We start from the raw sequence: 21,024 nt of genomic DNA, 5'->3' as shown, positions 1-21,024 counted from the left end.
AATGCCATTCAGGGGCGACATAAAATGTGTTCTACATTCAATAACACGAGATCCGCCATGAAAAACGCTCAAGCCAGTACCCCAGCCATCAGCTTCAGCTGGTGTCACGACGCCACCGCCGAAGACGCGCTGTGCAAGCTCTACCTTGATAACGTCAGCGCCGACTATATCTCCCATTCGGAGCTGCAGGGCGAGCGCGCCGATGCGCCCGGCAACTGGCGCGCGGACCTGCCCGAGGTGATACGCGGCGAAATCCGCGCCGCCCTGTCGCATGACTGGGAGCATGGCGATTCGACGCTGCTGGCGGTCGCCACGGCAGGCGAGGCCATCGTCGGCATGGCGCTCGTCTCCATCGACACGCGCCAGCGCGCCTCGAAATCGTTCGCCGCGCTCGACGACCTGGTCTTGCTGCCCTCCGTGCGCGGCAGCGGCATCGGCAGACTGCTGGTGGAATGGGTGGCGACCGAACTGCGCAGCCACGGCATCGCCCGCCTGTTCCTCGAATGCGGCGCGCACAACCTGACGGCGCAGAAATTCTTCCAGGGCCGCGGCTTCAAGCAGGTGTCCGTCGTCATGCTGCGCGAACTCGATGCCGTCGCGGTTTCGGCCGCCGTGGATGACAAGGATGGTGACCGTGGCTGACGCCCGCCGCCCCCGACCAGCCCAGGCCCGTGGCAGCCTGGAACGCAAATATTTGCGCAGCACCAAATTCATCCAAACAGACAGTTGTTAAAAGTTAAACTATAAAGCAATGAGTTACCCATGCATTCAATGAAAAAATGGCTGACGCTGGCCATCGTCTCCAGCGCCCTGTTCCTGATCGTGGTCGACATGACCGTGCTCTACACCGCCTTGCCCGCGCTGACGCGCGACTTGCAGGCCACTTCCTCGCAAAAACTGTGGATCATCAACGTGTACGCGCTGGTCGTCTCCGGTCTGTTGCCTGGCCTCGGCACCCTTGGTGACCGCCTCGGCCACAAACCCGTTTTCCTCGCCGGCCTGGCCGTGTTCGGCATCGCCTCGCTGAGCGCCGCGTTTTCGCCGGCGGCCGAATGGCTGATCTTTGCCCGCGTGCTGCTGGCCATCGGCGCCGCATTGATGATGCCGGCCACCCTGTCCATCATCCGCCTGACGTTTACCGATAACCGCGAGCGCTCGTTCGCCATCGGCGTGTGGGCCGCCATCGCCTCGGGCGGCGCCGCATTCGGCCCCGTGCTCGGCGGCTTCCTGATGGAGCATTTCTGGTGGGGTTCGGTCTTCCTGATCAACGTGCCCATCGTCGTGCTGACCCTGGTGCTGGCCGCCGTCATCCTGCCAAAACGGGCCGGTAACCGCGACAAGCCGTGGGACCTGGTCGGTTCCCTGCAAATCATGATGGGTCTGCTTGGTGGCGTGTATGCGATCAAGGAGCTGGGCAAGTCGCAGCCGTCGTATGCGCTGGCCGCCGCCTCGTTCGCCGTGGGCGCCTTCTTCATGCTGAAGTTCGTGCGCCGCCAGAAGCGCCAGTCCAAGCCGCTGATCGACTTCGCCCTGTTCCGCGAACTGCCGTTCTCGAGCGCCGTGGCCGCCGCCATGGTGGCGTCCGCCGCCCTGATCGGCATGGAACTGGCGCTGAGCCAGCACATGCAGCTGGTGCGCGAGCTGTCGCCGCTGGAAGCGGGCTTGCTGTTGTTGCCGCTGCCGCTGGCGTCCGTATTCGCCGGTCCCTTGACGGGTTTCATGCTGCCGCGCGCCGACAAGGCCAAGGTCTTGTGGGGTTCGCTGCTGCTGTCCGGCATCGGCATGGCCAGCTATCTGCTGCTGCATGACGCCGCCGTTTCGGCCCAGGTGGCCAGCCTGGTGATCCTGGGCCTGGGCCTCGGTGCCGTGATGACGGCCGCCTCGAGCGCCGTGATGCTGAACGTGGCGCCGCAACAGGCCGGCATGGCCGCCTCGATCGAGGAAGTATCGTACGAGCTGGGCGCCGTGATCGGCGTGACGGTGCTGGGCACCATCCTGTCGGCCGTCTACAGCGCCACCCTGGTGATCCCGGAAAGCGCTGGCCTGCTGCCGAACGCCCATGACACCCTCGATGCGGCACTGCTGGCCGCCGAGCAATTGCCTGCCGAACTGGGCCTGCAAGTGTCGGAACTGGCCCGCTCGGCCTTCGACAAGGCGTTCATCGTCGTGCTGGCCACGGCCTCGGCCATCCTGATCGCGGCCGCCGCGACCATCCGCTACCTGCACCTGAAGGCGCGTCGCGCCACCCGCGCCATGGCTTGATCTGGCAGGGTCGGAGCGACCGCCATCCATACCGGCCCGCCGCGCAAACGGCGGGCCCGTTGCCATCCAGACTAGCAGTAGGCTTAGCGCAGCAGCGGCGCCACCTGCTCGCGCAAGATGCGCCACTGGGCGTCGAGCACGGCCTGGTTGGGGTCGTGTCCGGCCCGTTTCACCAATGTAAAACTCTTGTGCGGCGCCGTGATGCTGTCGAAATACGTGCGCGCAATCGGGGCGGAGGTCAGCAAGTCTTCCTCGCCCATCACGAGGAACACGGGAAGCTCAAAACGCGTGCCCAGCGCGGGCAGGGCCACCTTGGAAAACATGCCGTCGCCGCGCATGCCGATGAACTGGATGTAGGAATAATCGTCGGCCGCCTCGGCGTCGGCCAGCGCCTGCGGCGTGGCGTAGAACGGGGCCGGCTGCCACCAGTGTTTCGGCGGCGCATCCGTCACCAGCGCCTCGTACTTGCGGTCGAAGCGGCGCAGGATGCCGAAATTGCGCGGATCGCGCCACGGCGGCGGGCCCAGTGCCGCCAGTTTGTCCACCGTCGGGGTATCGTTTGCCGCCTGCGCCAGCGCAAGGACGCGGCCATACATATCGGCCATGTTCTGCTGCGCATCGACCACCTGCGCCGTGCCGACATAGGCATGGAACAGCTCCGGTCGCGCCTTGGCCATGTAGGTGCCGAGGATGGAGCCCCAGGAACTGCCCATCAGGATGACCTTTTGCTGGCCCAGGTGCTGCTGCAGATAGCGGGCCACGGCAATGCCGTCGTCGCGCATCTGCTCCAGGCTCAGGGGCGTATCTTCCGTCGGCCGCTGCTGCGTATAGGTCATGCCCGCGCCGCGCTGGTCCCACTGCACCAGGGTGTAATCCTGTTGCCAGCTGCCATAGATGGCGTCCGCGAACGGGCTCAGCGGGTTGCCGGGGCCGCCATGGATGAACAGGATCACGGGATTGCCGCAGCGCGCGCCCGTGATCGTGATCCATTGCTCGATGCCATTGATCGGCACATAGCCTTGCTCGCGCACAGGCTGCGCGGGCGAGGCACACACGGCAGCGGGAGTGGCGGCGGCTTGCGCCACGCTGAAGCAGGAAAACAGCAGGAATGCCAGGCAACTCTTGCGCATAGGGACCTTTATAGTGGGAGGACGGGAACTACAACGTGCAATCGTGTGCCGGCTTGCCGGCGATAAAGCGCTGGCTCGCCTGCTCGAAGCAGGCGGGCGCCGTCCACAGGATGAAATGCGGCGCATTCCTGATCGAGGACAAGGCCACCTTGCCGGCCTTGCGCTGCGTCAGGGCGCTCACCTGCGCCTGCGCGCCCGCATAGGGCGTCTTCGGATCCAGGGTGCCGTGCAGCACCAGGGTTGGCGGCATGTTTTCCGGCAAGGCGCCGAAATAGCGGTCGCGCGGATAGGTGGGCAGGCCGCCAGCGAGCAGGATGCGCGGCAGCGGGCTGGTAAACAGCAAATCGGCGTCTTCGCGGTCGATGTCGACGGCTGCCAGGGTGGGCCGCAGCGAGGGTTGCAGATTGTTTTCCGAATTGCTGATGATGCTCACCAGCGGAATCGACAGCGGCGACTGCGGATAGCTGCCCAGGCTGGCCGCCGCCTCGTTCAGGGTGGCGCGCACGGCCGCCAGTTCCGCGTCGCCGCCCTGGTCGAGGTCACGCAGCACATAGGGAATGCGGGCGCGCGCGGCCGGCACGTCGAGCATGCCACCCAGAAAGTTTTTCAGGTTCTTGCCGGGAATCTGCGCCAGCACGGCGGAATCGGCCTGCGCCTTGTCCAGCACGCGGCGGTACAGCGTCTCGGCCGGCTCCCCCAGTGCCGCGTGGCAAGCGGGATCCGCATCGCAGCGGGCCAGCACCTGCCTGCCCACGGCATCAACCACCTGCGAGCGCTGGCTCAAGTCCCAGCGCGCATCCGTTTGCGGCGGCACCAGCGAGTCGAGGATGACGCCGTTGACGGGCAATGGTCCCAGCTGCAAGGCGCGCAAGACCAGCTGCGTGCCGTACGACACACTGTATACATACACGGGCGGCTGTCTGCCTTTGGCTGCGCGCTGGCCCTCGAGCAGGGCCTTCAGGTCGCGCGCGGCCGTGGTGATGGAAAACTGGTGCGCGTACTCCGGCATCAGCTTGATGCCGGCAAAGCAGCTGGCCCATTCGGCGCCGGCCAGGGCGCGGCCGCCCGGACTGCGTTCGGACTCTTCCACCTTGCACAGGCGCGAAGAATGGCCCGTGCCGCGATGGTCGGGGATCAGGAATTCAAAGCCGGGAAAGCCGCGGCGCAGGGTGGGCAGCAAGTTGTAGAACGAAGCGCCCGATTCGCCGGGTCCGCCCGCCACCAGCCACAGCGTGCCCCTGGCGGCTTGGCCGGCAGGCACGTCAGCGGCGATCTTGCGCACGAATACGTGCATGGCATCGTTGTCGCCGACGGCGCGGCCCTGTTCGTCATAGCTGCCGGGCACGTTCAAGCCCGAGCACAGGCTGCCGGGGACGGCCGTGTCGGAGCAGGGCGTGAAGAACAGGGGTTCGGCGTGCAGGGATGTGCTGGCAACCAGGGGGGCAAGCGCGGCGGCCAGCAGGGTCAGGCGGGGCAGGAATGTCATCGGCTACTTTGACGGCGGTGGAGAACAGCCGCCAAAGTAGCGTTTTTTACACCAATTGTCCAGATGGAAAGTTTTCCACGTGGATTTATTTGGCCTTGCTGCCACGCAGCAGGCGCAAGCCGTTTGCCACCACCAGCAGGCTGGCGCCCACGTCGGCGAACACGGCCATCCACAAGGTCGCCATGCCGGCCAGCGCCAGGCCGAAGAAGACGGCCTTGATGCCGATGGCAAAGCTGATGTTTTGCACGAGGATGCTGCGCGTGCGCTGGCTCAGGCTGATGAATTCGGGCAATTTGCCCAGTTCATCGTCCATCAGGGCCACGTCGGCCGTCTCGATGGCCGTGTCGCTGCCGGCCGCGCCCATGGCGAAGCCGATGTCGGCCTGCGCCAGGGCAGGCGCATCGTTGACGCCGTCGCCGAGCATGGCGACGACGCCAAACTGCTGCTGCAAGGCCTTGATTTCATCGAGCTTGTTTTCCGGCAGCAATTCCGCCTTCACCAGGCTGACGCCGACCTCGGCACCGATGCGCTGCGCCGTCAGCAAATTATCGCCCGTCAACATGACGGTGGTCACGCCCAGCGCATTCAGGCGGGCGATGGCGGCCGCGGCCGTCGGGCGCAGCACATCGGCCACGGCGATCACGCCCAGCGCGCCGGCCGGCGTCGCCAGCACCATGGCCGTGTAGGCTTGCTGTTCCAGGCGCGCCAGGATGGCTTGCAGTTCAGGAGTCAGCACCTTGAGTTCCGTCATCAGGCGCGCATTGCCCAGGTAATACGTCTGGCCGTTCATCGTGCCTTGCACGCCGCGTCCGTTCAGGGCGGCAAACTGGCTGACCGGCAAGTGGCTGCCGGCGGGCGGGCCGGCCTTGACGATGGCGGCGGCCAGCGGGTGCGCGGACTGGGCGTCCAGGCTGGCCGCCAGCAGCAAGACTGCGTCGCGGCTGCTGCCTGTCAGCGCCACCACGTCCGTGACGGCCGGTTTGCCCATGGTCAAGGTTCCCGTCTTGTCGACGGCGATGGCCTTCAGGCGATAGCCGGTCTCGAGGAATTGCCCGCCTTTCACGAGGATGCCGCGCCGCGCGGCCGCCGTCAGGCCGCTGACCACTGTCACCGGCGTGGAAATGACCAGCGCGCACGGGCAGGCGATGACCAGCATCACCAGCGCCTTGTAGACCCAGGCCATGAAGGGCTGGTCCAGCAGCAACGGCGGCACGACGGCCACCAGCACGGCAAACACCACCACGGCCGGCGTGTAATAGCGGGCGAACTGGTCGACGAAGCGCTGCGTGGGCGCCTGCTTGCCCTGCGTTTCCTCGATCACCTTGACGATGCGCGCCAGCGTGCTGTTGCCGCTGTTGGCCGTCACCGTGACATCGAGCACGCCCCGTTCATTGATGGTGCCCGCATACACGACGTCGCCCACGACCTTGTCGACCGGCATGCTTTCGCCCGTGATCGGCGCCTGGTTGACGGACGACTCGCCGTTGGCCACCACGCCATCGAGGGCGATGCGCTCGCCCGGCTTCACGCGCATGGCCGCGCCGATGGCGACCGTGGCCACGGGCACCTGTTGCCAGGCACCGCTGGCATCGGCCACCGTGGCCACGTCGGGCGCCAGCTGCATCAGGCTCTGCACGGCGTTGCGCGCGCGGTTCAAGGACAAGCCTTCGATCAGCTCGGCGATGGCGAACAGGAAGATGACCATGGCCGCTTCCGGCCACTGGCCGATGGCGATGGCGCCGATCACGGCTAGGCTCATCAGGAAATTGATATTCAGGGTGAACGTTTTCAGGGCGATCCAGCCCTTTTTCAGGGTCGGCCAGCCGCCCGTGGCGATCGACAGCAGGGCCAGGGCGATCACCAGCGGCGAACTGTCTTCGTGCGTCGTCCACGCCAGCGCCTCGGCGCCGGCCGCGGCCAGGCCGGACACCACCAGCAAGCCTTTTTGCATGCCGCTCAGGCTGCCTTCGTTCGGGGCGCGCACGATGGCGGCGCCGGCTTCCATCGGCACGGCCTGCATGCCGATGCCGTGCAGGGCTGCTTCCACCGTGGCCAGCGAGGGCAGGGTGTGGTGCACGTCGAGCACGCGGTTCATCAGGTTGAAATCGAGGCCGACGACGCCGGCCATGCCGCCCAGCTTGTTGCGGATCAGGCGTTCTTCCGTCGGGCAATCCATGTTCGCGATGCGGTATTTGGCCGTGTGCGCGCCATCAATAGCTGTGCTGGGCAAGGCGGGCGCGGCCTGGGCTGAGGGTGTTGCCGAACAGGCATGCTGATGCGAGCAGCAGCTTGCGCCGGCAGCCTGCGGTACAGGGGCAGGCCCGTGGCCGTGAGCGTGGTCGTGACTATGAGCATCGTCGTGAGCGTGTGTATCGTGCGGCATCGCAGCGTCCTTCCGGTTTCGTGTATGCTTCCATTAGAAACCCTGTAGCCGCTACAGGGTCAAGCGGAATTTGCAGATTGGAATGAAAAGGGGATGCCATGCGTATCGGAGAACTAGCCAAACGGACAGATTGTGACGTGGAAACCGTGCGTTACTATGAAAAGGCGGGCTTGCTGCAGGAGCCCGGCCGCAACAGCGCCGGCTATCGCGAATACAGGGAAGAGCACCAGGAGCGGCTGCAATTCATCCGCCATTGCCGCTCGCTGCAGATCGGCCTGACCGATATCCGCGCCTTGCTGGAATTTAAGAACAATCCGGCCGAAGGTTGCCAGAGCGTTAATGAATTGCTCGACCACCATATACTGCGCATCGCCGAGCAGATGGCCAATTTGCAAACCTTGCAGCAGCAACTGGTGACCCTGCGCCACCAGTGCGACCAGCCGCAGCCGTCGCAAGACTGCGCCATCCTGCAAAACCTGTCCGAGGCGGCCAGCGGCCACGACTGTGCCTGCCATACCGACCTCCATTGATTCCTTTATCGACCCTCTTGATTCATGCCGAAACTGTTATCCAAAAGTACACTGCTGACCTTGTCCCTGTTGTCGCCGCTGTCCCAGGCCGCCGATGCCGTTCCCGCAACCGGCCACTACCTGACCTTGTACGCCGTGCCCGGCGTGCCGCAAAACGATGATCCGTATACCTGGAGCACGGCCGGCGGCAAGCAGCTGAGCAAAGGCGTGACGAAGGCCGATGGTCGCGCCTATGTCAGGGCAGAGGAGGGCGAAGAAAACTATATCCTGAAAACAGTGAGCATGCGCTGGCAGTTGAAGGTCCCGGCGCAATGCTGGCAGGGGGCGCCGGCGGCTTTCCTCGACTGTGTGCAACTGGCGAAAACCACGAGCCGCTATGACGAAGAGCAGGATGCGCTCAAGCTGGCCGAGCAGCAGAAGGAAGTGCAGATGCAAGCGAAGATCGCCGCCTATGCGGTGGCGGCGCGGGCCAACGACGATGAACTGGCCTGGCTGGGCCGCCTGCCTGCCAGCTGGACCCTGGAAGGCTATGGCAAGCGCCTGCTGGGCATCGGCGACAAGGTGGCCCGTTACATCGCCGACGAATTCAAGGAAGGCGTCCCCGACGTGCGCCAGTTCGTCTGTCGCACCCCCGATGACTATGGCCCCGTGCCGGACCAGACAGCCGTCGCCGCCTGGATGGCGGCGCCGCGCGACGTGCGCAAGGTGCGGGCCGGCCCCGCCTGGGATGCGCTGGTGGCGGCAGGCGAGAAGGGCAACTGGATGGCCCGCCTGGAACTGTATTACGCGCTGGCCGGCGGTAAGGTCGGCGATTTGAGCCTGCTGGAACAGTACCGCATCGTGCAGTTGATGGAATGGCTGCACAAGAAGAAGGTCGGCGGCCTGTACAGTTTCTTCAGTGCCGGCGCGCCTGTCGCTCCCGGCCCCGGCAACAGCGGCACCTGGCGCAGGCAGGACCAGATCTATCTGTATGCCGCCATGCTGGGCGATTACTATGAGCAAAACAGCATGGGCAAGGTCTTGCAGCGGGAGGCCGATCCCGCGCTGGTGGCGGCGGGCCAGAAAATGCAGGCTTGCGCAGCGGCGGTACTGCCGCCGCGCTAAGGCGGCAGCAGCGTCCGCGCCGCATCACCGAGGCGGAAGGCGTCGACCACCTTCAGCATGTCGCGGGCCTGGTCCTGCATGTTTTGCGCGGCGGCGGCCGATTGTTCGACCAGCGCGGCATTGCGCTGGGTCAGTTCATCCATGTCGGTGATGGCACTGTTGACTTGCTCGATGCCCTGGCTCTGGCGTTCGCTGGCCGCCGTGATGTCGTTCATGATCGCCGTCACCTGCTGCACGGCGGCGACGATCTCGCCCATGGTGCGCCCGGCGCTGTCGGCCAGCCGGCTGCCCGTTTCTATCCTGTCCACCGAATCCTCGATCAGCTGCTTGATTTCGCGCGCCGCCGTGGCCGAACGCTGCGCCAGGCCGCGCACCTCGGTGGCGACGACGGCGAAGCCGCGACCCTGTTCCCCCGCGCGGGCCGCTTCCACGGCCGCGTTCAGGGCCAGGATATTCGTCTGGAACGCGATGCCGTCGATGACGGCGATGATATCGACGATGCGGCCGGAACTGGCCTTGATCGAGCCCATCGTCTCGACCACCTGGCCCACCACGCGACCGCCTTCCAGCGCCACGTTCGACGTCGACAGCACCATCTGGTTGGCCTGGTGCGCATGGCTGGCGTTTTCGCGCACGGTGCCGGTCAAGGCATGCATGGACGATGCCGTTTCTTGCAGCGATTGCGCTTGCGACTCGGTGCGGGCCGACAAATCCGCATTGCCCAGGGCGATTTCACCGGCTTCCACGGTGATGGTGGCGCCGGCCTGGCGTATATCGCCCAGCAAGGTGTTCCAGTTGTTCAAGACGGTGGCCAGCGCCCGCGACAGCTTGCCCACTTCATCGTCGCTGCGCACCTCGATGCGCGTCGTCAGGTCGCCGGCGGCCAGGCATACGGCGGCGCGGCAGGCTTCGGCGATGGGGCGCAGCACGGAGCGCGCGACCGAGGTCGCGATCAGTGCCAGCACGGCAAAGCCCAGCGCCATCGTGCCGAGCTGCAGCCAGGCGGCGCGCTGGCCCGCGCTCCGGGTATCCTGCAGCGCGTCGGCGGTGCGCCTGTCCAGGTTCAGCAGCACCTGGCGCAACTGGGTCCGCACTTGCTGGTAGTGCGTGGCGGCATTCTGCATGGCGGCCACGCCCGTATTCGGATCCATCGAGGCCAGGTCCAGCGCCTGCGCCACGCTGGACCGGTAGCGTTCGACGGCCGGCAAGGCCTGGGCCGCTTCCGTGGCGGCGCCCGGGTAGGTCTTCAACTGCGTCAAGCCTTGCGCGATGGCGTTCAGCTGCCCGTCCGTGTGCGCGCCGAATTGCTTGAATTGCGCTTCCGACAGGCTGGCGGCGATGGCGATCCGCGCATACGCGTCCGCATGCACCTGGCTCAGGGCAATAACCTGCTTGTTAGCAAGGCGTTCGGCGGCCAGCGTGACATCCTTCAAGCCGCGCATGCGCTGCTCGTTTTGCTGCATGCCGACATAGGACAAGGCTCCCATGGCAAGCAGGCAAGCCAGCGCGGCCAGCGGCACGATCAGCATCTTGTGCGCGATTTTCACGGCTGGCCCCTGTGGACTGCCATCCCGGCACCGGCGGCGCGGCGGCCGGCTACAGGTAGATGCCGCCGCAAACGACGGTCTCGTCGAGCTTTTCGCAATACATCACCTTCGGTTCGATCTTCTTGTTTTCCGGATTCGTGAATTTATATTCCTGCCAGAAGCTGCCCTTGCTCCTGGCCAGGTCGACGCGCTCCTTGACGAAGGCCTTGCCGTCGATATCCTTCAACTCGATCAAGTTCTTGCCCACCATTTTCGGATTGGCGCCATGCGCGACGACCGTGCCGTCGAGCTTGTAGACCACCAGATACAGGTCGTGCAGGATGAATTGCGGCGACTTGGCCGTGATATCGCCATACGCCCTGGCATCGCCGGCGCTCTTGATATGGGCCACGCCTTTCTTGACCATGGCTTCGGCATCGGCGCGCGTGGCGCCGCCCTCGGCAGCGCTGGCGGCCAGTGGCGGCGTGCCGAAGGCGACGGCGAGCGACAGGCAAATGGCAGGGGCAAGCTTGGACATGACGGTCTCCTTCTCATGGCGGCAGGCGGCGGCCGGTGGGGAACCGGCGCGCCGGGGGCGCTTATCGGAGCGCCGACGTCGCATACTAGCGCGATGCCGGCACGCATGTGCTCAGCAGTAAAAAATATTTATTGCGAGCATTTTTGCAACGCCGCGTGCACATGGCCGCGATCGCGGTTTCAGAGGGGAAGGGAGGCGACCGGCTATCGCCACGCTAGTGTGGCGCGCGCACCGCGTGCGGGCGCAGCATCACCAGTCGGCAGGGTCTTCCGCCGCCGCGCGGGCCAGGTCATCGCGCCAGTCTTCACGCGCCAGCCGATAGATATCAGCGAAGAAGGCGCGCGGATCGTCCATCTCGTCCCACAAGGCGGGCAGGGCGTGCGTGTTTTCGGGGTCATGTTCGAGGATGGCCTGGAAATCGTAGCCGGGCTCTTGCAGGGCCCGCGCCAGCACCTCCAGCAGCGCATGGCGGTGGCGGTAGCTGAGCTCCTTGTACTGGCCCGTGATGTCGCGCCGTATCAGCGCCGCGCGCTGGGCCGGATCGTTCATGTCGTGGGTCTCCAGTTCCACGCCCAGGGTTTCTTCGCGGTCATACACGTCGAAGGGGCCGAGGAAATGGTGGAGCGTGGGGGCGTACAGGGCGTCGCTCCAGGGGCCGCGCAATCCCTTGTGTTTTGGCATCAGGCTACTCCGCTCACGCGCATTCGGGCAGGGTCCAGCCCTCGTACCCCATGTCGGTCGGATAGATGGCGCGGTTCTGGCCCCAGCGGGCATGGTCGAGGATGCCGTCTTCATGCATGTCGAGCACCCATTCCGTACTTTCCAGCAAGGTACCATCCTTGTGATACACGCGGAAGAAGGTAGACGTGCTGAATGCGCGCACGATGTTCTGCGGCACGCCGCCGCCATAGTGGGGCACGAAGGTCTTGATCACGCAGGTGCCGCTGGCGTTCCATTGCTGCGCGTACACCGTCGCATTGCGGGCCGCCGCCACCTTGATGAAGAGCCAGCCTGCCAGCAGGATGAGGAACAGGATGGCGGCGGCAATCAGGCCGGTCTTTTTGAGTAGCTGCATGGGGTCGTCGCGTAGCCGAAAACAAAGTTGCCGCATTGTATGTCAAGCGGGAGAATACTTGCTGTACAGCACGCACAGCAAGTAGGTTCCCGCAGACTAAGCCTGCCTGGCCAGCGCCGCGTGCAGGGCGTTGGCCATTGCCAGGTGATGTTGCAATGCCGGCAAGGTCTTCGCCGCGAAGGCCTTGATGGCGGGATCGCTGGCCTTCTGGCTCGCTTCCGTGAACAGCTTGACGGCGTCCTGGTGCGCCGCCACGCCGATGCTGGCCGCATATTCCGTGTCGAACGGCTTGCCGTCCAGACGGCTCAGCCTGGCGATCTGCGCCTTGTGCTTCGCGCCCGGCTCGTCGCTGACCTCGATCTGCCTGCTGCTGGCCAGCTGTTTCAATTCCTCGGCCACCTTCGTGTGATCGGCGACCATGGCGTCGGCGAATTTCTTCACTTCCGCATTGCTGCTCTTGCTTTGCGCTACTTTACTAGCGGCAATTTCCGTGCTGCCCGCGTCGGCTGCCTTGCTGAGGAACTGCCTGTCGTACGCGCCCGGGGCAGCGGCGGCGATGCTGTTGATGGCGATGCCGCTCAGCAGCGCCACGGCGGCGCCGATGGCCACGCTCCTCAGGGTGGGCGCGCGGGAACTGGTGGTGGAGATACGCATGGGATATCCTTTTCCTAGTGGTGTTTTCTGCAAGCTGGCGACAATGTTAAGCCCGCAGCCTGCGCACACCCATAGGACGCGCACGGTCCTTCCCGTAGGACTACTCCTGTTCGCTAGCGTACAATTGGACTTGTTTAAGAGCAAACATGGCGGCGATGCCGGCATCCTGGCGCCAGGCCGGCATGCCGATATCGAGCCACTGCGCCATCGCTTCCAGGTGCGATGGCTCCGAGACGCTGTGTTCGAGTTCGTCGAGCACCGTGTCGCGGTCGATGTACAGGCTGTCCAGCCAGGCGTCGAACGAGGGCGCCAGTTCGATGAAACCGTGGGCGCGGCGCCCCGTCCAGCCCGGCAATTCCTGCACATAGCCCATGACGCGGCCGCCGCCTTCCGCCGTCAAGTCCAGAAAGACCATGGAATTGCCGCCATCGCGGGCGAACGGCAGGATTTGCGCCGGCATCGACATGTGCTTGCGCGCCGCGCGGATCTCGCCAACCAGGGTTTCATCGCAGAAATCGCCCTCGTCAGCGCTGAAAAAGGTGTTGAAGCCCATTTTTTCCACGCCGCCCTCGCCATCGGGCACGTCGCACGTGTAGTCGAAATAGGCGCCGTTGGCCACCTGTAAAAAGGCCAGGAAGGCGGGCGGCAAGGGCGCTTCCAGCAAGGCTTCGATGGCGGCGATCTCTTGCGCCGTGGGCGCCGGCCTGGCGCCGTCGAGCGCCAGGTGGCGGTATTGCGTGTAATAGTTGCTCATTGTTTATCCTTGAATGTGGCGTCCGGCGCGCCATCGTCGCAGCCCGTTTCCACCTTGGCCAGCGCGTCGACGAGGCCGGCGCGCAGCACGGCCATCGAGCGGGCCTTGTCGTCGATCTGGGCAATTTTGGTTTCCAGCATGGCGCGCTTGGTGTGCGCATCGAGGGTATTTTCCTGCCATACGGCAATCACTTCAGCGATTTCCTTCAGTGTGAACCCCAGCGCCTTGGCGTGGCCGATCAGTTCGATGCGCCGCAAGGCTTGCGCCGAATATTCCTTGTAGTTATTCGTCATGCCCGGCTGCGGCGCCGCATCGAGCAGTCCCTGGCGCTCGTAAAAGCGCACCGTATCCTTCGTTACGCCCGTCAGGCGGGTGATTTCACCAATGCGCATGATTTTTTCGTTGACAGTGGACTAAAGACCACAGTTTACAGTGAAAACACCTTCCATTACGACACTCTTGCCATGACCACCATCAACTATATGAACCAGACCGTGCTGATCACGGGCGCCTCGTCCGGCATCGGCCGCGTCTTCGCGCAGACCCTGGCCGCGCGCGGCGCGCACCTGCTGCTGCTGGCCCGCTCCGGCGCCGTGCTGGACAGCCTGGCCGCCGAACTTTCCCGGCGCCACGGTATCCGCGCCCATGCCCTCGTGGCCGACCTGAGCCTGCCGGGCGCCGCCCGGGACGCGCATGCGCAGGCCTGCGCGCTGGGCATGCCGCCGGACGTGCTGGTCAATAATGCGGGCTTCGCCACGCATGGCCGCTTCGAGAACATCGACCTGGCGCGCCAGGCCAGCGAGGTGGCGGTCAATTGCACGGCGCTCATGGAGTTGACGCACTGCGCCTTGCCGCACATGCTGGCCCAAGGGCGGGGCGCCATCATCAACGTGGCGTCCACGGCCGCCCTGCAGCCCGATCCCTATATGGCCGTGTATGGCGCCAGCAAGGCCTTCGTGCTGGCATTTTCCGAAGCGTTGTGGGCGGAAAACCGCCGCCGCGGCGTGCGCGTGCTGGCCCTGTGTCCGGGCGCGACGGATACGGCCTTCTTCGACGTCGTGGCCGCGCCCGAGGCGGCCGTGGGCAGGCGCATGGCGCCGCAGGCCGTCGTCGACGCAGCCTTGCGCGCACTCGACCAGGGCCGCAGCAGCCATGTGGCGGGCCGGCAAAATCGCCTGCTGGCCTGGCTGCCGCGCTTGTTGCCCCGTGAAACCGTGCTGCGCATCGTGGAAAACATGCTCAGGCCAGGCTTGAACGCCGGCCGGCCATGCTTCAGCCCAGCTTGTGCGCCACGAAGGCGGCCGTCCGGTAGGGCACGGTGACGACGTCCTGGCCGCGCAAGGCCGGTTCGGCAGCGATCAGCTGGCCGATGTCGTCGTCGATGCGCTGGCGTTCCTGCGGCGGCAGGGCGGCGATGAAGCTGGTCGAGCGCACCCTGTTGAACAGCACGTCTTCCGCCGACCCTGTATGCCCGTGGGAAAAATGCGTTTCCTGCAAGGGACTCAATCCCGCATGGGGAAACGCCTGGCGCCAGGCGCCCGTGTAATAGCGGGGCGTATCGCCTTCGGCCCGGTTGACGATGGCGTCCAGCCGCGCCACCCAGGGCACGCTGGCGTCGCGCAGGTTCCACACCAGGCCCAGCCTGCCTCCGGGCTTGAGCACGCGCAGGATTTCATCGAGCGCCGCCGGCGTTGCGAACCAGTGGAATGCCTGCGCGCAGACGACGGCGTCGACGGACGCGTCGGGCAGGGGAATGGCCGTTGCCGCGCCCGCCAGGGCCGTGACTTGCGGTAGGGCGGCGGATAATTTTGCCAGCATGGCGGGTACGGGCTCGACGGCAATCACCGTGGCGCCCGTATCAAGCAGCCGCGGCGTGAACTTGCCCGTGCCGGCGCCCAGGTCCAGCACCGTGACGCCCGGCCGCAGGCCCAGCGCGTCCTTCAGCCAGGCCGACACTTCCGGTGGATAGTCGGGCCGGCCCTTGACGTAGCTGGCGGCCGCCGTGGCGTAGCCGTCGGCGGCCGCGTGATGGATGTTGTCGCTCATGCAATGCTCCCAGGATGGTCATGACATGAGCATAGCGGATCCGGACGTCAATAGCGCGCATCCCTGGGCTTGCCGCCTTTCGGCCAGTCCTTCACCTTGTCCGGGAAGTCCGGACGCGGCATGTGGGTGAAATACTCGGCCACGTCGACGGCGTCCTGGTCGGACAGGTTGCCTTGCCCCAGCGGAAACTTCTGACCATGGCCCATCACCATGTTCGCTTTCACGAAGCCGGCCGCCGTGTAGGTGCGGGCCATGCCGGCGCCGATATTGAACGAACGCTCGCCCCAAAGCGGTGGAAAGGCCGGCACGCCATTGGCGCCCTGGATGCCTTCGCCATTCGCGCCGTGGCACACGGCACATTGCTCGGCATATACTTTTTTACCATGCACGGGATCGGGCATGAGGTTGCGGTCGATCTTCGCCACGCCGCGTCCCGGCACCTTGTCGTTCGCTTGCGTGGCGCCCTTCATCCAGTCGATATAGGCGACCATGGCCTGCAGCTCGGGGCCGTCGACGGCCAGCGGCTTGCCGTGCATCGAGCGGCGGAAGCAGCCGTTGATGCGCTCGCCCAGGCTGATGACCTTGCCCGCGCGCGGCGCTTCCGAGGGAAAGAAGGCGGAAATGCCGAGGAAGGGCGAACCGTTGGCCACGGTGCCGCCATTCAGGTGGCAACTGCTGCAATTGAGGTCGTTGCCCACGTTGCGCGGCAGGCGCGCGCGCGTTTCCGTCATCAGCTGCATGCCGTGGATCAACTGGCTGGCATTCGGATCGGCCGCCAGGGCGGCGAAGCGGGGCGTGACGAAGCCGCCCGGATCCGGCGCCTTGAGCTTGAGTTCCTTGCGCACCTTGGCGATCTGCGCCGTCGTGACGGGCGCGCCGTGGTTGCCCCACTTGCCGCGCACAAAGGTGAGGATTTCCGCCAGTTCCGCATCCGACAGGCGGTCATACGAGGGCATGCCGAACGAACGCGGCGATTGCTGCGTGACGGCCGACTGCCAGCCGGTCAATGCGATGTGGATGACGGAGGTGGCATCCTTCGACTGCACCGAGTCGTTCTGCGCCAGCGGCGGGAAGATGTTCTCGACGCCGCGGCCATCGCGCCGGTGGCAGGTGGCGCAAAACTGCAGGTAGCCGAGGCCGCCGCGCGTGTTGTACAGGGCGTCGTCGCTGGCCGCCACGAGGGGAGTCGGCGCCTTTTGCGTCACTGGCGCGCCCGGTTTGGCCGGCAAGTCATGCAGGTAGTGCGCCAGCGCATCGAGGTCGCCATCGGTGACATACTGCGTGCTGTGCGTGATGACTTCCGTCATGCTGCCGGCTGCCGTGCCGAAACTGTTGCGGCCCGTTTTCAGCAGGCGCACGATTTCCTCCGGCGTCCATAAGTTGCGCAAGTTCACGGCATGCCAGCCGTCGAAGGTGAAGCCGGACAGGTAATGCTTGCCGCCGCTGCCGTCCTGGCCCATGGCCTTTTCCTGGAAGGCCACGCCGCGCGGCGTGTGGCACGATCCGCAATGGCCGAGGCCCTGGGCGATATAGCTGCCCCGGTTCCACACGGCCGACTTGGCGCTGTCGGGCTTGAACGGCGCGTCGTCGAGGAAGACGGCGTTCCACAAGGACAAGCCCCAGCGCATGCTGAACGGCCACTTCATGTCCGTTTCGCGGTTTTGCTGCGCCACGGGCGCCACGCCGCGCTGCAGATACGCGTACAGGGCCTGCATGTCGTCGGGCGAGATCTTCGCATAGGACGGGTAGGGCATGGCCGGATACAGATTGTGGCCATCCGCCGCCACGCCCTTGCGCATGGCGCGGTCGAACTGCGCGAACGAGTAGCCGCCCAGCCCCGTCCTGGCGTCGGGCGTGATATTGGTGCTGTAAATGGTGCCGAAAGGCGTTTTCAGCTCCAGGCCGCCGGCCATGGCGGCGCCGTTCGGGCTGGTGTGGCAGGCCACGCAATCGCCCAGGCGCGCGACATATTCGCCGCGCTTGACGAGTTCGGCGGATGGCGCCGCTTGCGCCGCCGCGGCTGGCGGCGCGGCGGCTGTGGCGGAAGTGGCGCACAGCAGGATGCTCGCCAGGAGCAGCAGCGCCTGCATCAGTGCGGATGAAAAGGAAAAGCGGTGCGGCGAACCGGGATACAAGGTGGAAGTGGCATTGGCGTTCATGGTGACCCTCTATTATTCGGGCCCAGCATACGCATGCGCCACCATGGCGAAAATTGGGAGTTTCTTTCGGTCGACTAGGTAATCTTGCCTAGTGCATGCCGACGCAAATTACTGTATGGCAATTACGCGCTGCGGCAGGCGGAAGGCGCCGTACACCTTGACCGACTGCCGGTCAAGGTGTGCCCGCATCAGGCCATGTGCGCATAATCGGGAAGCGCCTGGGCATCTGCCTTGGGAGTCAAAAACCTGGCCAGAATTGACTTCACAATTGGAACATTGCTCATGCGCAACATCGCATGGCCAAAGGCGATCCCGGCGCGGGAGTGGGGCGAGGCAAGCCGGGGCGCGAAGGTGGGCACGCTCTGCGCCTGATCGACATAGGGGCGCATGATCGCTTCATACGCGGCAAACGCCTGCACGTGATCGGCGTGGCGTCCCAGTTCCCCTGCCAGGATGTAAGCGCCGCACAGGCTCAGGCTGGTCCCCATGCCGCTGATGGGCGAGGCGCAATAGGCGGCATCGCCGACGAGCGCGATCCTGCCCTTGGACCAGCGCGCCATTTTTACCTGGGAAATCTGGTCGAGATACAGGTCGGGAGTCGCGTCCAGGGCGGCAAGTATGCGCGGCGTTTCCCAGCTCAGCCCGGCAAATTTTTGCTTCAGCAGTGTCTTTTGCTCGGCAAGCGACAGCTTTTCGTAGGCGCTGGGCGGTTCCTGGAACGAGAGCAGGGCGCGGGTGGTCCCCAGGTTGTCCGGACGCAAGCATACGCTCAAGCCGCCAGGCGCATTGAACCATCGCATCTGGCGCTCGTCGCCGGGCGCGCGCGCGATGGTGAAGTAGGCCGTGTAGAGGTCGAACGACCGGCGTCTGACTTCGTCTCCGAACACGAGCTTGCGCGTATGCGAGCCCACGCCTTCGGCAGCGATGACGAGGTCGAACCGCTCTTCGCCGCCGTGTTCGAAGCGCACCTCGACGCCGTCGGGCAGCTCCTCGAGCGCAGCGATACTGTCGCCAAAGCGGTAGTTCACCTGCTGACGGCCATGCTCGATCAGCAGCTTGGCCAGTTCCCCGCGCAGGATTTCAAGCTCGGCCACCGGCCCGTTGCCCTCGAACGCCCCGATGCCGATTTCCGCCCTGGTGCGATCATGCTCGTCGACAAACCTGATCCCATCCTCATGCGTGCTTTTGGCGCGGATGGCGCTCTCGAGTCCCATCCGCTGCGCCACCACCTTGCCGGCGCCGCGCACGTCGATCGTTTGCCCGCCATCGCGAAACTCGGGCGCGCGTTCGACGACCGTCACCTCCATGCCCTGGCGCGCCAGCCAGAAAGCCAGCGTGGGGCCGGCGACACTTGCACCCGTTATCAGGATTTTTCGCTTGTTCTTCATTTATTCTTCTTTTCTGCTGCCGTTGGCAACGTGGTCTGGTAAACCGTAATCACTTGCTGGAGAAAATGCTCTATCGTCGTGCGCTCGCCCGCGGACAAGGCGCTCAGCACCGCGTCCAGTCCATCGAGCATCGGCGCGATATGCCGGTACGTCTGCGCCACCGATGCCTGCACCGGATGCACGAGCACGCGGCGCTTGTCGTCCTGCTGGCGTTCGCGCGTCACGTGGCCGGCACGCTCCAGGCGGTCGATGACGAGCGTGACGCCGGCCGTCGTGACGGCAAGGCGCGCGGCCAGTTCATTCGGAGCGAGGGGACCGTTGCTGATCAGCTGCTCCATCAACGCCATATCGGTCTGGTTAATGCCGAGCGCGGTGCTCAGGCGCTGCGCCGTTTCGCGCGTCAGGATCGCGATGTCCTGCAGCTGGCGACCGATGACATCGCCGGCGATGTGCATGCCGCGCGGGTCTTCGGGGGCGAATGATTCAATTGTTGCTTGCTGGTCATGCATGGTTTACCTCGAGTTCTGATTTTGCGGCAGTGGGGAAAAATAAGGTCACGCCCATAAAGGCGACGAGTATGACGGCCTGGATCGCCAGCGCGGCGCTCAAAGCCCGGCCTGGCGTCACGGCGGGATGCGCGGCAAAGAATGCGCCGCTGAACACGGCCACGCCGATCGAGGCGGCAATCGATTGCACGGCAGACAGAACGCCGGAACCCGAGCCTATCTGCCTGTCGTCCAGGGACGCAAGGATGATGCTGAAGAGGGCGGCAATCACCAGGCCGGCGCCGATACCGCAGACCAGCATGCCTGGCACTACATGCCATGCGGAAAAGGCCGCCGTATTGCCCAGTTCATATTGCAGCAGCGCCACGCCGGCAAGCTGGACGCCGGCGCCCAGTTGCAGCACCCGGCGTCCGAAACGCGCCGCCAGGACGGCGCCGCTCAAGGTGGCGCCGCATGCCGTGCCGATAGCGAATGGCAGATTGGCAATACTTGCTTCGCCCGCCGTCAATCCATGTCCGATCTGCAGAAACAGCGTCAGCACCAGCTGCATGCCGACGAGCGAACAAAAGAACAGGGCAATGCCGGCCAGCCCGGCCGTGTACGCAGGCCGCTGGAAAATCGACGTCATGATCAGCGGCGCCTGCCCGGCGCGCACCACCGACGACTGGCGCAGGCCAAACAGGCCGAAGCCCAGCGCGGCCAGCACGATGCAAGGCCAGCCCCAGCCCGGCCAGGCGCCAGCCTCGCCCAGCGGCAAGACCAGCAGCACCGAGGACAGCACCAGCAGGCTGGCGCCGGCGACGTCGATGTCGACCGAGCAGTCACCCGGACGATGCGGCAAGTAACGCCATGCCACGAGGAAGCAGGCAATGCCTACCGGAATATTAATCAGGAACACGGCTCGCCAGCCCAGGCCGAACAGGTTCAGTTCAAGCAGCATCCCGCCAAGCACGGGGCCGAGTATGCCCGCCAGGCCCAGGATGGGACCGAAGATGCCGAACACCTTGGCCAGATCCGGACCGCTGTAGTTTTCACGCAGCAACCCCAGGCCTTGCGGCAACAGCATGGCGCCGGCCAGTCCCTGGAGCAGGCGAAAGGCGATCAGCATGGCGATGGTCGGCGCCACGGCGCAAAAGAGCGAGGCGACGGTAAACGCGGCCAGGCCGGTGAGAAACATGTTGCGCCGGCCGAAGCGGTCGCCGAGGCGCCCGCCGAGAACCAGTCCGGCGCCCAGGGCGAGCGCATAAGCGCCAATGACCCATTGCATCTGGGCCGGGCTGGCGCCAAGCGAACTGATCAATGCAGGTCCACCGACATTGACGATGGTTGAGGCGGCAAGGTCCATGATCTCGGCAACGATCATGGCAAGTAAAATCGGCCAGCGAGGCAGTGGAACGGTAGACATTCTAATTAATAGCTAACTTAGTTAGTGATAAAGTTAGACGATATAGTGGATCGCGCTCCTTGTCAACAGCGGCAGGGC

At 65.2% G+C, this 21,024-nt stretch carries 20 protein-coding genes; 5 read left to right on the top strand and 15 right to left on the bottom strand.

Annotated features, from left to right (window positions below; all coding sequences use genetic code 11):
• The first annotated feature begins 57 nt into the window (after positions 1–57).
• Entirely contained in the window at positions 58–642 is a 585-nt protein-coding gene (locus YQ44_RS12375) for a GNAT family N-acetyltransferase (RefSeq protein ID WP_071323639.1), read from the top strand.
• 129 nt (positions 643–771) lie between these two features.
• On the top strand, positions 772–2,262 hold the full coding sequence (locus YQ44_RS12370; RefSeq protein WP_269466324.1) for an MFS transporter: 1,491 nt from the start codon (positions 772–774) through the stop codon (positions 2,260–2,262).
• Between the two features lie 83 nt (positions 2,263–2,345).
• Here the strand turns inward: YQ44_RS12370 and YQ44_RS12365 are convergent, their stop codons facing one another.
• The 3 genes from YQ44_RS12365 to YQ44_RS12355 all read right to left on the bottom strand — a co-directional run bounded on the left by YQ44_RS12365 (position 2,346) and on the right by YQ44_RS12355 (position 7,261).
• On the bottom strand, positions 2,346–3,392 hold the full coding sequence (locus tag YQ44_RS12365) for an alpha/beta fold hydrolase (RefSeq protein WP_083411799.1): 1,047 nt from the start codon (positions 3,390–3,392) through the stop codon (positions 2,346–2,348).
• Between the two features lie 28 nt (positions 3,393–3,420).
• The gene (locus YQ44_RS12360; RefSeq protein ID WP_083411798.1) at positions 3,421–4,878 is read right to left on the bottom strand and encodes an alpha/beta hydrolase; all 1,458 of its coding nucleotides are present in this window, start codon (positions 4,876–4,878) and stop codon (positions 3,421–3,423) included.
• An 85-nt stretch (positions 4,879–4,963) separates the two neighbouring features.
• The gene (locus tag YQ44_RS12355; protein WP_071323637.1) at positions 4,964–7,261 is read right to left on the bottom strand and encodes a heavy metal translocating P-type ATPase; all 2,298 of its coding nucleotides are present in this window, start codon (positions 7,259–7,261) and stop codon (positions 4,964–4,966) included.
• Between the two features lie 98 nt (positions 7,262–7,359).
• Between YQ44_RS12355 and cadR the strand changes: the two genes are divergently transcribed.
• Positions 7,360–7,791, top strand: coding sequence for a Cd(II)/Pb(II)-responsive transcriptional regulator (gene cadR, locus YQ44_RS12350; protein ID WP_071323636.1), 432 nt, complete (start codon positions 7,360–7,362; stop codon positions 7,789–7,791).
• Positions 7,792–7,815: 24 nt separating this feature from the next.
• Positions 7,816–8,895, top strand: a complete 1,080-nt coding sequence (locus YQ44_RS12345) for a hypothetical protein (RefSeq protein WP_071323635.1) — start codon at positions 7,816–7,818, stop codon at positions 8,893–8,895.
• Here YQ44_RS12345 and YQ44_RS12340 read toward each other — a convergent pair.
• From YQ44_RS12340 to YQ44_RS12310, 7 genes are all read right to left on the bottom strand, one after another.
• Complete coding sequence (locus YQ44_RS12340; RefSeq protein ID WP_232251268.1) at positions 8,892–10,442, bottom strand: methyl-accepting chemotaxis protein; 1,551 nt, start codon at positions 10,440–10,442, stop codon at positions 8,892–8,894. The two genes, YQ44_RS12345 and YQ44_RS12340, sit on opposite strands and share 4 nt — an antisense overlap.
• A gap of 49 nt (positions 10,443–10,491) precedes the next feature.
• The gene (locus YQ44_RS12335) at positions 10,492–10,959 is read right to left on the bottom strand and encodes a cache domain-containing protein (protein WP_071323634.1); all 468 of its coding nucleotides are present in this window, start codon (positions 10,957–10,959) and stop codon (positions 10,492–10,494) included.
• A gap of 249 nt (positions 10,960–11,208) precedes the next feature.
• Positions 11,209–11,640 carry a hypothetical protein gene (locus YQ44_RS12330; protein ID WP_071323633.1) on the bottom strand — a complete coding sequence of 144 codons (432 nt, stop codon included), beginning with the start codon at positions 11,638–11,640 and terminating at the stop codon, positions 11,209–11,211.
• A 13-nt stretch (positions 11,641–11,653) separates the two neighbouring features.
• Positions 11,654–12,034, bottom strand: coding sequence for a hypothetical protein (locus YQ44_RS12325; RefSeq protein ID WP_071323632.1), 381 nt, complete (start codon positions 12,032–12,034; stop codon positions 11,654–11,656).
• Positions 12,035–12,130: 96 nt separating this feature from the next.
• Positions 12,131–12,688 carry a DUF4142 domain-containing protein gene (locus tag YQ44_RS29325; protein ID WP_071323631.1) on the bottom strand — a complete coding sequence of 186 codons (558 nt, stop codon included), beginning with the start codon at positions 12,686–12,688 and terminating at the stop codon, positions 12,131–12,133.
• A gap of 100 nt (positions 12,689–12,788) precedes the next feature.
• On the bottom strand, positions 12,789–13,442 hold the full coding sequence (locus YQ44_RS12315; protein ID WP_071323630.1) for an SMI1/KNR4 family protein: 654 nt from the start codon (positions 13,440–13,442) through the stop codon (positions 12,789–12,791).
• The gene (locus YQ44_RS12310) at positions 13,439–13,834 is read right to left on the bottom strand and encodes a MerR family transcriptional regulator (RefSeq protein WP_071323629.1); all 396 of its coding nucleotides are present in this window, start codon (positions 13,832–13,834) and stop codon (positions 13,439–13,441) included. Before YQ44_RS12310 ends, YQ44_RS12315 begins: the two co-directional genes overlap by 4 nt.
• A 72-nt stretch (positions 13,835–13,906) precedes the next feature.
• On the opposite strand from YQ44_RS12310, the gene YQ44_RS12305 reads away from it, so the two are divergent.
• On the top strand, positions 13,907–14,764 hold the full coding sequence (locus YQ44_RS12305) for an SDR family NAD(P)-dependent oxidoreductase (RefSeq protein WP_071323628.1): 858 nt from the start codon (positions 13,907–13,909) through the stop codon (positions 14,762–14,764).
• On the opposite strand, the gene YQ44_RS12300 is transcribed toward YQ44_RS12305, so the two are convergent.
• The 5 genes from YQ44_RS12300 to YQ44_RS12280 form a co-directional block, all read right to left on the bottom strand.
• Positions 14,715–15,488 (bottom strand): class I SAM-dependent methyltransferase, encoded by a 774-nt coding sequence (locus YQ44_RS12300; RefSeq protein WP_071323627.1) that lies wholly within the window; start codon positions 15,486–15,488, stop codon positions 14,715–14,717. The genes YQ44_RS12305 and YQ44_RS12300 overlap by 50 nt on opposite strands.
• Positions 15,489–15,535: 47 nt before the next feature.
• The gene (locus YQ44_RS12295; protein ID WP_083411796.1) at positions 15,536–17,647 is read right to left on the bottom strand and encodes a c-type cytochrome; all 2,112 of its coding nucleotides are present in this window, start codon (positions 17,645–17,647) and stop codon (positions 15,536–15,538) included.
• Between the two features lie 188 nt (positions 17,648–17,835).
• Entirely contained in the window at positions 17,836–19,035 is a 1,200-nt protein-coding gene (locus tag YQ44_RS12290; RefSeq protein ID WP_071323626.1) for an FAD-dependent monooxygenase, read from the bottom strand.
• Positions 19,032–19,544, bottom strand: a complete 513-nt coding sequence (locus tag YQ44_RS12285) for a MarR family winged helix-turn-helix transcriptional regulator (RefSeq protein ID WP_083411795.1) — start codon at positions 19,542–19,544, stop codon at positions 19,032–19,034. Before YQ44_RS12285 ends, YQ44_RS12290 begins: the two co-directional genes overlap by 4 nt.
• Positions 19,537–20,886, bottom strand: a complete 1,350-nt coding sequence (locus YQ44_RS12280; RefSeq protein WP_198043924.1) for an MFS transporter — start codon at positions 20,884–20,886, stop codon at positions 19,537–19,539. Before YQ44_RS12280 ends, YQ44_RS12285 begins: the two co-directional genes overlap by 8 nt.
• Between the last annotated feature and the right edge of the window lie 138 nt (positions 20,887–21,024).

The organism is Janthinobacterium sp. 1_2014MBL_MicDiv (assembly GCF_001865675.1).
Taxonomy (GTDB): Bacteria; Pseudomonadota; Gammaproteobacteria; order Burkholderiales; family Burkholderiaceae_D; genus Janthinobacterium.
The sequence above is the reverse complement of the archived record's forward strand: the minus strand, read 5'-3'. Positions and strand labels throughout refer to the sequence as shown.